The 10,418-nt window shown below is 72.2% G+C and carries 9 protein-coding genes; all 9 read right to left on the bottom strand.

The features are described 5' to 3' along the window. Window positions 1–589: 589 nt before the first annotated feature. Window positions 590–1,861: a tyrosine--tRNA ligase gene (tyrS, locus tag IEZ10_RS21465; RefSeq protein ID WP_189248269.1), complete on the bottom strand. Its 1,272-nt coding sequence runs from the start codon at window positions 1,859–1,861 to the stop codon at window positions 590–592. A 172-nt stretch (window positions 1,862–2,033) separates the two neighbouring features. Continuing rightward, a complete protein-coding gene (locus tag IEZ10_RS21460) occupies window positions 2,034–2,681 on the bottom strand; it encodes a DNA-3-methyladenine glycosylase (protein WP_189248268.1) in 648 nt (215 codons plus the stop codon). Further along, window positions 2,681–4,099, bottom strand: a complete 1,419-nt coding sequence (argH, locus tag IEZ10_RS21455) for an argininosuccinate lyase (protein WP_229811484.1) — start codon at window positions 4,097–4,099, stop codon at window positions 2,681–2,683. Before argH ends, IEZ10_RS21460 begins: the two co-directional genes overlap by 1 nt. Before the next feature lie 294 nt (window positions 4,100–4,393). Then, entirely contained in the window at window positions 4,394–4,900 is a 507-nt protein-coding gene (locus tag IEZ10_RS21450) for an arginine repressor (protein ID WP_189248267.1), read from the bottom strand. Continuing rightward, the gene (gene argF / locus IEZ10_RS21445) at window positions 4,897–5,916 is read right to left on the bottom strand and encodes an ornithine carbamoyltransferase (protein ID WP_189248266.1); all 1,020 of its coding nucleotides are present in this window, start codon (window positions 5,914–5,916) and stop codon (window positions 4,897–4,899) included. Before argF ends, IEZ10_RS21450 begins: the two co-directional genes overlap by 4 nt. Next, entirely contained in the window at window positions 5,913–7,058 is a 1,146-nt protein-coding gene (locus IEZ10_RS21440) for an acetylornithine transaminase (RefSeq protein ID WP_189248303.1), read from the bottom strand. The genes argF and IEZ10_RS21440 overlap by 4 nt, the downstream gene beginning before the upstream one ends. Window positions 7,059–7,114: 56 nt before the next feature. Beyond that, window positions 7,115–8,062, bottom strand: a complete 948-nt coding sequence (gene argB, locus IEZ10_RS21435) for an acetylglutamate kinase (protein WP_189248265.1) — start codon at window positions 8,060–8,062, stop codon at window positions 7,115–7,117. Next, entirely contained in the window at window positions 8,059–9,213 is a 1,155-nt protein-coding gene (argJ, locus tag IEZ10_RS21430; RefSeq protein ID WP_189248264.1) for a bifunctional glutamate N-acetyltransferase/amino-acid acetyltransferase ArgJ, read from the bottom strand. The genes argB and argJ overlap by 4 nt, the downstream gene beginning before the upstream one ends. Next, window positions 9,210–10,232: an N-acetyl-gamma-glutamyl-phosphate reductase gene (gene argC / locus IEZ10_RS21425; RefSeq protein WP_189248263.1), complete on the bottom strand. Its 1,023-nt coding sequence runs from the start codon at window positions 10,230–10,232 to the stop codon at window positions 9,210–9,212. The genes argJ and argC overlap by 4 nt, the downstream gene beginning before the upstream one ends. Window positions 10,233–10,418: the final 186 nt, after the last annotated feature.

The following is a 10,418-nucleotide window of genomic DNA, read 5'->3' as shown; positions in this document are numbered from 1 at the left end:
CCGAGGCGGGTGGGACGGGGTTGTGCATCATGCACTGGCTTTTAACACACTGTTGAGTTCTCAAGAAACGGACGCGTTCACCGTCGATCCGGACCCTCAGGCCCATTTCTCCGGGGCGTTCCATTTCGTGTTTCCATCTTAGCTTTTCTCGGATTTTCGTGTCAAATCGTTTTTTCGAACGACTTGCCTCGGAGAATCCGGTCGAGCTAGGATTTTTCCGCTCTCTTTTGAGAGCAACCCTCCAAACATACCCTGACATTCAGACCGCGTCAAGAAGCTCGGATGATCCGAATGATCTTGGCGAAGACTGAACGCTCAGGTTCGTTCTGGTGGGATCCGTCTCGGGGCCCGTCCGCCTCTCAGGCGTCCGGCTCGCTCCCGAGCACTGCAGAAGGTTATGCCGCCCATCCGGCTCCGTCAAATCAATTAACCCGCGGTAGCGGAGGGACCGCGTCCCTCCCCGCCACCGGCCCCTCCCCCAGGACGAGGGCCGGAGACATCAGTGGCACACACCAGGGCGTTGACCTGTGGAAACAGCGAACGCCCCGGCCGAAGCCGGGGCGTTCGCCGACGTCGGCGCCGGCCGGTGTCAGCCGGCGACGACCTCGACGCCCCCGATGGACCGCTTACCGCGCCGCAGCACCAGGAAGCGACCGTGAAGCAGATCGTCCGTCGTGGGCACGTAGGAGTCGTCGGTGACCTTGACGTTGTTGAGGTACGCGCCGCCCTCGTTCACCGCGCGGCGGGCCTCGGACTTGGACTTGACCAGGCCGCTCTGGGCGAGCAGGTCCACCAGCGGAGCACCCAGGGCCGGCACCTCGGCCCGCGGCACCTCGGCCAGGGCCGAGCCGAGCGTCCGCTCGTCCAGTTCCTCCAGTGAGCCCTGACCGAACAGCGCCCGGGACGCCGTGACCACTCGCCGCAGCTCGTCCTCACCGTGCACGAGCGTGGTGACGTCCTCGGCCAGGGTCCGCTGCGCCTCCCGGGCGGCGGGCCTGTCGGCGACCGCCTTCTCCAGCTCGGCGATCTCGTCGCGGCCCCGGAAGGTGAACACCTTCAGGAAACGGATCACGTCGCGGTCGTCGGCGTTCAGCCAGTACTGGTAGAACGCGTACGGCGAGGTCAGCGCCGGGTCGAGCCAGATGGCCCCGCCCGCGGTCTTGCCGAACTTGGTGCCGTCGGCCTTTGTGATCAGCTTTCCGGTCAGGGCGTGGACGTGGGCGCCCTCCACCCGGCGGATCAGGTCGACACCGGCCGTGATGTTGCCCCACTGGTCGCTGCCGCCGAGCTGCAGCGTGCAGCCGTGGCGCCGGTAGAGCTCCAGGTAGTCGTTGGCCTGGAGGATCTGGTAGCTGAACTCGGTGTAGCTGAGTCCTTCCCCGCCGAGGCGCGCGGAGACCGACTCGCGGGCGAGCATGCGGTTCACCGGGAAGTGCTTGCCGATGTCGCGCAGGAAGTCGATCGCCGACATCTGCCCGGTCCAGTCGAGGTTGCTGACCAGCGTCGCGCCGGTGGGCCCCTCGTCGAAGGAAAGGAACCTCTCCACCTGGACGCGGATCCGCGCCACCCACTCGGCGACGACGTCGGTGGAGTTGAGCGAACGCTCGGTGCTGCGGCCGCTGGGGTCGCCGATGAGGCCGGTGGCGCCGCCCACCAGGCCGATGGGCCGGTGGCCCGCCCGCTGGAACCTGGTGAGGATCAGCAGCGTGGCCAGGTTTCCGGCGTGCAGCGAAGGAGCGGTCGGGTCGAAGCCCGCATAAACCGTGATCGGCCCCTCGGTGAGTGCCCTGCGCAGCGCGTCAGCATCGGTGGTCTGCGCGACGACGTCGCGCCATTCGAGCTCATCGAGGATGTCGGTCACGATCCTGGCTTTCCAATGTTCGAAGGGACACGTATCACTTCCGTACAGCCTGCCCGATCACGGCCCCGCTTCGCCACTTGAAACCTCCCCCGCGACCGGCCTGAACTGGGGCGGGCAACATGAAAGGCAGCGAAAGGAAACGAATCGGAAGATCCCCCGTCGATGCCTTCCCTCAGGAGGCGCGCCGGCGCGGGACGTGAGGCCGGTACGGCGAGACCGTCCGCTCCCCGTCGATCCAGAACCGCCAGGGGACGTCCTTGGCGGCCGACACCCCGGTGCGCGGCCCGGAGCGGACGGTCCCGGCCGCCGGAGGGTCTCCCGTCAGCACGTTTACCGGGCCGGGCGGGCAGGCGTCCACCCCGTCGTGCTCCCGGGTGAAGCCCAGCGCGACCGCCAGCCGGGCCGGTCCCCGGGCCAGGTCGTGCGGGGCGACGGCCCGGCTCGTGCCCGCCGTACGGCGGGCCACGGCGACCTCCGCGCCGGCGACCACCTCCCCGGCGCGCAGGAGCACGCCGGAGCCGATCCCCTCGGGGAGGCAGACGAGGTTGGCGCAGAAGTGCATGCCGTAGGTGAAGTAGACGTACAGGTGGCCCGGCGGCCCGAACATCACCGCGTTGCGCGCCGTACGGCCCCGGTAGGTGTGGGACGCCGGGTCCTCGCCGGGCACGCCGTACGCCTCGACCTCGGTGATGCGCACCGAGACCGGTCCGTGCGCGATCACCCTTCCCAGCAGGTCGGGGGCGACCTCGGGGCCGGGACGGTCGAAGAAGTCCCGGGTCAGCGGGACCGACCCGGCCGGGGCGAAGTCTCCCACGGGCATCAGGCCCCGTTCGCCCAGGCGGCCTGGGCGTCGACGGTCTCGCGCAGCGCGGCGAGCTGGTCGCGGACCCGGTCGGGCGCGGTGCCGCCGTGCGCCTTGCGGGCGGCCAGCGCGCCGGGCACCGAGAGCACCTCGCGGGAGTCGGGCGTCAGGTGCGGGGAGACCTTGGCGAGCTCCTCGTCGGTGAGCTCCCCGAAGTCCTTGTCGTTGACCTGGCACCAGACCACCAGGTGGCCGACCGCCTCGTGCGCCTCGCGGAACGGCACCCCCTTGCGGACCAGCAGTTCGGCCAGGTCGGTGGCCAGGGCGAACCCGTCGGGGGCGGAGGACTCCAGCTTGGCGGTGTTGACGCGCATGGTGGAGACCAGGCCGGCCATGGCGGGCAGGACCAGCATGAGGGTGTCGACGGAGTCGAAGACCGGCTCCTTGTCCTCCTGCAGGTCGCGGTTGTAGGTCAGCGGCAGGCCCTTGAGCGTGGTCAGCAGGGCGGTGAGGTTGCCGATGAACCGGCCGCTCTTGCCGCGGGCGAGTTCGGCGACGTCGGGGTTCTTCTTCTGCGGCATGATCGACGAGCCGGTGGAGTAGGCGTCGTCCATCTCGATCCAGCGGAACTCCTGGGAGGCCCACAGGACGATCTCCTCGCCCAGCCTCGACAGGTGCACGCCGATCATCGCCGCGTCGAAGAGGAACTCGGCGGCGAAGTCGCGGTCGGCGACGGCGTCCATCGAGTTGGGCGCGGCGGAGTCGAAGCCGAGCTCGCGGGCCACCGCCTGCGGGTCGAGCGGCAGCGACGAGCCGGCCAGCGCGCCCGAGCCCAGGGGCGAGACGGCCGCGCGCCGGTCCCAGTCGCGCAGCCGGTCGATGTCGCGGGCGAAGGCGTGCACGTGGGCCAGGAGCTGGTGGCCGAAGGACACGGGCTGGGCGTGCTGCAGGTGGGTCATGCCGGGGGCCGCCGTCTCGGCGTGCTCCTCGGCCTGGCTCATCAGCGCGGTCTCCAGCTCGACCAGGCGGGACACGATGTTCCTGACGTGGTCGCGGAGGTAGAGCCGCAGGTCGGTGGCGATCTGGTCGTTGCGGCTGCGTCCGGCGCGCAGCTTGCCGCCGAGCGTGCCGAGGCGTTCCAGCAGACCGCGCTCCAGCGCGGTGTGGACGTCCTCGTCGGCCACGGTGGGCCGGAACTCGCCCGCCTTGCAGGCGCGTTCGAGGTCGTCCAGCGCGCCGATCATGCGCTCCAGTTCCTCGGCCGTCAGCAGCCCGGCGCGGTGCAGCACCCGGGCGTGCGCCCGGGAGGCCATCAGGTCGTACGGCACCAGCCGCCAGTCGAAGTGCACGCTCACCGAGAGCCTGGTCAGCGCGTCGGCCGGGCCTCCTTCGAACCTGCCGCCCCACAGCCGCATCGGCTTGCCACCATCAGTCACCGTTGTTCTCCTCCCCTTCCACTCCGCGACCTTAGCCCAACCTGGGCATTCGGGTGTTCCGGGCCGCGGTGGCCCTCCGGGGAAGCCCCCGCGGCCCGGCGACGGCCCCGGCGCCGGGGCCCCCGGCGGGGAGCGACGCGGCGACGGAGGCGTCGAGGTCGCCGGAGAAGGCGGGCACGACCCGGTCAGGCATGATCAAGTTTTCTTCATGGTCTTCCGGTGCGGGTGATCCCGCGCCGGGACACGTGTCGTGGATCTTTCCGTCCACCGCGGTCACCCGTCGCGGCGCACGGTCTAGCCACGGCGGTCGGCATGTCGGAGCAGCGCCTCGGCGACCGCGGCGCCGCCCGTCGGGTCGCGGCTGATGACGAGGATGGTGTCGTCTCCGGCGACCGTGCCGAGGATGGACTCCCAGTCGGCGTGGTCGATGGCCGAGGCGAGGAACTGCGCGGCGCCCGGCGGCGTGCGGACGATCACCAGGTTGGCGGACGCGTCGGCGGAGACGAGCAGTTCCTCGGCGATCCGGCTCAGCCGGGCGGCCGGGGTCTCGCCCGTTCCGACCCGGGCCAGCGGGATCCGGCCGCCGCCCTCGCCGGGCAGGGCGTAGACCAGGGAGCCGTCCTCGGCGCGCAGCTTGAGCGCGCCCAGCTCGTCGAGGTCTCTGGAGAGGGTGGCCTGGGTGACCTCGACGCCGCTCTCCAGCAGCAGTTTGGCCAGCTCCGGCTGGGAGCGGATCGGCCGGCGCTGCAGCAGCTCGGTGATCCGCGCCTGGCGGGCGGCCTTCGTCATGGGGATCTTCATGTGACCTCCTCCGCCCGGATCGTAGCGGGGGCGGTGGCGGCCCCACCGATCCCGCCGATGGCGGCCTCGCCGTTCCCGGCGGCGGCCTCGCCGTTCCCACCGGCGGTGAGCAGCCAGTGCAGCAGGGCCTTCTGGGCGTGCAGCCGGTTCTCGGCCTGGTCCCACACCAGGCTGCGTGGGCCGTCGATGACGTCGGCGGCCACCTCCAGCCCTCGGTAGGCGGGCAGGCAGTGCAGGAAGATCGCGTGCGGGGCGGCCAGGTCCATCAGGCGGGCGCCGACCTGGAAGGGCATCAGGTCGGCGACCCGCTGCTCCTTGCCGTCCTGTCCCATGGAGACCCAGGTGTCGGTGGTGACGACGTCGGCGCCGGCCACCGCGTCGGCGGGGTCGGTGAGCACGGCGGCGGATCCGCCGGTGGTGGCGGCGATCTCCTGGGCACGGCGCAGGACCTCCGGGTCGGGGTGGTAGCCGGCCGGGGCGCCGATCCGCACGTGCATCCCGGCGACGGCTCCGCCGAGGAGGTAGGAGTGGGCCATGTTGTTGGCGCCGTCGCCGAGGTAGGCGAGGGTGAGGCCGGCGGTGGCGCCGAAGCACTCCCGGACGGTCTGCAGGTCGGCGAGGATCTGGCAGGGGTGGAACTCGTCGGTGAGGGCGTTGACCACCGGCACCGAGGACCAGGTGGCCATCGTCTCGATCCGCTCCTGGCCGCCGGTCCGCCACACGATGGCGGCGACCTGGCGTTCCAGGACCCGGGCGGTGTCCTCGACGGGCTCGCCCCGGCCCAGCTGGGAGGCCGCGGCGTCGATGACCAGTGGCAGGCCGCCCAGCTCGCCGACACCGGTGGCGAAGGAGAGCCGGGTGCGGGTGGAGGGCTTGTCGAACAGCACGGCGACGGTCTTCGGGCCGGCGAGGGGACGGTAGCCGTAGCGGTCCTTCTTCATCGCCTCGGCGAGCTGGAGCACCTCGGTCTGCTCGGCGGGCGTCAGGTCGTCGTCGCGGAGGAAATGCCTGGTCATTCTGCTGCCTCGTCAAGGATGGCGGGGAGGGCCGCCACGAAGGCGGCGGCCTGCCCGGGGGTGATCACCAGTGGGGGCGCGAGCCGTACGGCGCCGGGCTGGACGGCGTTGACCAGGAAGCCGGCCCGCTGGGCCGCGACCTGGACCTGGGCCGCGCGGTCGGCGGTCAGCACGATCGCCAGCCACAGGCCCCGGCCGCGGACGCCCGCGAGCAGGGGGTGGCCGATCGCGGCGATGCCGCCGGCGAGCTGGGCGCCGACCGTCTGGACGTGCTCCAGCAGGCCGTCGGCGTCGATGGTGTCGAGTACGGCGAGCGCGGCGGCGGCCGAGACGGGGTTGCCGCCGAAGGTGGAGCCGTGGTCGCCCTTGGCGAAGATCGTCCCGGCGGGGCCGACGCCGACGCAGGCGCCGATCGGCATGCCGCCGCCGAGGCCCTTGGCCAGGGTGAGCACGTCGGGCAGGATGCCCTCGTGCTGGTGGGCGAACCAGTGGCCGGTGCGGCCGATCGCCGACTGGATCTCGTCGGCGACCAGGAGCGCGCCGGTCGCGTCGCAGATGCGCCGGGCGGCCCTGAAGTAGCCGGCGGGCGGGGGGACGACGCCGGCCTCGCCCTGGGTGGGCTCCAGGAAGACGGCGGCGCACTCGGCGGTGACGGCGTCCCGCAGCGCGTCGGCGTCGCCGTACGGGACGAACCTGACGTCCGCCGGGAACGGGCCGAACTGGTCGCGGATGGCGCGTTTGCCGGTCAGCGACAGCGCGCCGAGGGTCCGGCCGTGGAAGGCGTTCTCGGCGGCCACCACGTAGGTGCGGCCGGTGCTCCTGCCGTACTTGAGGGCCATCTTGAGAGCGGCCTCGTTGGCCTCGGTGCCGGAGTTGGTGAGGAAGACCTTGGCCGGGGCGCCGAGCAGGCCGATCAGCCGTTCGGCGAGCAGCACCTCGGGTTCGTTGAGGAACAGGTTGCTGGTGTGGGCGAGGGTGGCGACCTGGCGGGACACCGCCTCCACCAGCGCCGGGTGGGCGTGGCCGAGGGAGCTGACCGCGATGCCGCCGATCAGGTCGAGGTACTCGCCGCCGTCGGCGTCCCAGACCCGGGCGCCCTCACCGCGGGCCAGCGCGACCGGCGGCACGCCGTAGGTGGGCATGAAGGCGGTCTCGAAGCGCTTCGCGAGGTCGTCCCCGGCGGGCCGGCCGTTGGTGTTCACTGCTCACTCCCGTTCAGGCTCGTGGCGGTGGGCCGCGCGGCGCCGGGTACGGCCGGCGCGGTGTCGGGCAGCACCATGGTGCCGACCCCCTCGTCGGTGAAGATCTCCAGCAGTACGGCGTGCGGCACCCTGCCGTCGAGGACATGCGCCTGGGGGACGTCTCCGTCGACGGCGGTCAGGCACGCCTCCATCTTGGGCACCATGCCGCTGGACAGGGCGGGCAGCAGTTCCCGCAGTTCCGAGGCCGACAGCCGGTCGATGACCTTTCCGTCCCGGGTCTCGGGGTCCCAGTCGCGGTAGAGGCCCTCGACGTCGGTGAGGACGATCAGCTTGGCGGCGCCGAGCGCCACGGCCAGGGCCGCGGCGGCGGTGTCGGCGTTGACGTTGTAGACGGTGCCGTCCTCGCCGCGCGCGACGGATGAGATCACCGGGATGCGCCCGTCGTCCAGAAGCGCCCGCACCGCGCCGGGCTCGACGGCGACGATGTCGCCGACCTGGCCGATGTCCACCGGGGCCCCGTCGACGACGGCGTGTTTGCGCGCCGCGGTGAACAGGTGGGCGTCCTCGCCGGACATGCCGACGGCGAACGGCCCGTGCCGGTTGATCAGGCCGACGACGTCGCGGTTGACCTGGCCGACCAGGACCATCCGGACGACCCGCATGGCCTCGGGGCTGGTGACGCGGAGCCCGGCGGTGAAGGTGGACTCGATGCCGAGCAGGTCGAGGTGGGCGTTGATCTGCGGGCCGCCGCCGTGCACGACGACCGGCCTGAGCCCGGCGTAGCGCAGGAAGACCACGTCGGCGGCGAACTTCTCCCGCAGGTGCTCCTCGGTCATGGCGTTGCCGCCGTACTTGATGACGACGGTCGCGCCGTGGAAGCGGGCGAGCCACGGCAGGGCCTCGATCAGGGTGTGCGCCTTGGCCGGCGCGTCGCCGGTCGTCATGAGGAGTACGCCGAGTTCTCGTGGACGTAGGCGGCGGTGAGGTCGGTGGTGTGGACCGTGGCCGAGTGCGGGCCCGCCGACAGGTCGATGGTGATCGTCACGTCGCGGGGGCGCAGGTCCACCTTGGCGCGGTCGTCGCCGGCCGCGCCGCCCCGGCAGATCCAGACGCCGTTGATGGCGACGTTGATCCGGTCGGGCTCGAAGGCGGCGTCGGTGGTGCCGACGGCCGACAGCACGCGGCCCCAGTTGGGGTCCTCGCCGTGGATGGCGCACTTGAGCAGGTTGGAACGGCAGACCGCGCGGGCGACGGCGAGCGCGTTGTCCTCGGAGGCGGCGCCGACGACCTCGACGGCGATCGCCTTGGTGGCGCCCTCGGCGTCGATGAGGAGCTGGCGGGCGAGGTCGGCGCAGACGCCCTGGACCAGGCGGCCGAACTCCGCGAGGTCGGGGGTGACGCCGGATGCTCCGCTGGCCAGCAGCAGGACGGTGTCGTTGGTGGACATGCAGCCGTCGGTGTCGAGCCGGTCGAAGGTGAGCCGGGTCGCCTCGCGGAGCGTCGCGTCGAGCTGCTCGGCGGGCAGGTCGGCGTCGGTGGTGATCACGCAGAGCATGGTGGCCAGGCCCGGGGCGAGCATGCCCGCGCCCTTGGCCATGCCGCCGACCATGTAGCCGCCCTCGCCCCGCTTGAAGGAGATCTTCGAGACGGTGTCGGTGGTGCGGATGGCGTCGGCGGCGGCCAGGCCGCCGTCCCTGCTGACCTGGGAGACGGCGAGGTCGACCCCTCCCAGCAGTGCGTCCATCGGCAGCCGCTCGCCGATCAGGCCGGTGGAGCAGACGGCGATCTCGCCGGCGGAGTCGCCGAGCGCGGCGGCGACCTTCTCGGCGGTGGCGTGGGTGTCCTGGAAGCCGAGCGGGCCGGTGCAGGCGTTGGCGCCTCCGGAGTTGAGGACGACGGCGTGGACCCGGCCGCCGGCCAGCACCTGCCGGGACCACAGCACCGGCGCGGCCTGGACGCGGTTGGCGGTGAAGACGCCCGCCGCGGCGCGGGAGGGGCCGTCGTTGACGATCAGCGCCAGGTCCCGGGCGCCGCCGGACTTGATTCCGGCGGCGACGCCGGCGGCGCGGAAGCCGAGGGGTGCGGTCACGCTCATGGGGCGACTCCGTTGAGAGGAAGGCCGGTCTCTTCGGGCAGGCCGAGGGCGAGGTTGGCGCTCTGGATCGCGCCGCCCGCGGTGCCCTTGGTGAGGTTGTCGATGGCGACGACGGCGACGACGCGCCCGGCGCGTTCGTCCAGGGCGACCTGCAGGGCGGCGGTGTTGGCGCCCAGGGTCATCGAGGTGGCGGGCCACTGGCCCTCGGGCAGCAGCCGCAGGAACGGCTCGTCCTTGACGGCCGCCTCGTAGGTCTCGCGCAGCGCCCGCGGGGTGACGCCGGGTTTCGCCGGCGCGGTGCAGGTGGCGAGGATGCCGCGGCTCATCGGGGCGAGCACGGGGGTGAAGGAGACCCGCACCGGCGCGCCGGCCAGCGGCGAGAGGTTCTGTTCCATCTCGGGGGTGTGCCGGTGGACGCCTCCGGCGGCGTAGGCGGTGGCCGAGCCCATCACCTCGCTGCCCAGGAGGTTGGGCTTGGGTGACCGGCCCGCTCCGCTGGTGCCGCTGGCGGCCACCACGACGAGGTCGGGTTCGGCGAGGCCCGCGGCGAAGGCGGGGAACATCGCCAGGGTGACGGCCGTCGGGTAGCAGCCGGGGACGGCGATCCTGGTGGCCGTGCGGAGCGGGTCACGGTGGCCCGGCAGCTCGGGCAGGCCGTAGGGCCAGGTGCCGGCGTGGGCGCCGCCGTAGAAGTGCTCCCAGGCGGTGGGGTCGGCGAGGCGGAAGTCGGCGCCGCAGTCGACGACGAGCGTGCCGTCACCGAGCCCGGCGGCGACGGCGGCGGACTGGCCGTGCGGCAGGGCCAGGAAGACCACGTCGTGACCGGCGAGGGTGCCGGGAGTGGTGTCGAGGAGGACTCGGCCGGCCAGCGGGGCCAGGTGGGGATGGTGGGCGCCGAGCGGGGTACCGGCACTGGAGGCGGCGGTGAGCGCGCCGATCTCGATGTCCGGGTGCGACAGCAGCAGGCGCAGGATCTCACCTCCGGCGTAGCCGCTGGCACCGGCGATGGCCGCTCTCATCCGCCCCCCGCTCTCTGCATGTTCATGCACTGTAGCTCATGGATTTACTAGAGAGATTATGCATCTTCTGTAATCGCCATGCAAGCGGGGCGGGCGGGCGCGCCACTACAGGAACGCCTTGACCAGGAGAAACACGACTCCCTCGACGCATGGGCATGCGCGGCGCGTTTCGGCACTGTTGCACGT

The sequence above is a fragment of the Streptosporangium pseudovulgare genome (assembly GCF_014648055.1).
Lineage (GTDB): Bacteria > Actinomycetota > Actinomycetes > Streptosporangiales > Streptosporangiaceae > Streptosporangium > Streptosporangium pseudovulgare.
This window is presented reverse-complemented; position numbering and strand designations above follow the sequence as displayed.